Here is a 303-nt window from a genome sequence, read left to right as displayed (position 1 = left end):
CCTGCAGATGGGTAATCTGCGCGGTCAACAGGGCAACCTGAACTTCAGTTGAACCGCTGTCGTTAGCACCACGGCCATATTTAGCAACGATCTCTGCTTTAGCTTCTACGCTTAGAGACATAATAAACTCCAGTAATAAATGAATGTATGGGTGCCGATCTCTAATTCAGCATCCCGCTTTAAAGCCGCGCTATTCTACTCTGCGCCCGATAGCAACGCAAATGCCCCATCAGCGAAAAGTGAACGCCTGGCTCAATCCTGATACTCAACCACTAAACGACGTGGCGCAAGCCGGCCATCGTC

The 303-nt window shown here is 50.2% G+C and carries 1 protein-coding gene; it reads right to left on the bottom strand.

The features are described 5' to 3' along the window. A partial coding sequence (locus SB765_RS28855) for a 30S ribosomal protein S15 (protein WP_410932387.1) occupies nucleotides 1-121 on the bottom strand: 121 nt, incomplete at its 3' end. Nucleotides 122-303: the final 182 nt, after the last annotated feature.

The sequence above is a fragment of the Pseudomonas sp. SIMBA_067 genome, from assembly GCF_046534675.1.
In the GTDB taxonomy this organism is placed as follows: domain Bacteria; phylum Pseudomonadota; class Gammaproteobacteria; order Pseudomonadales; family Pseudomonadaceae; genus Aquipseudomonas; species Aquipseudomonas putida.
The sequence above is the reverse complement of the archived record's forward strand: the minus strand, read 5'-3'. Positions and strand labels throughout refer to the sequence as shown.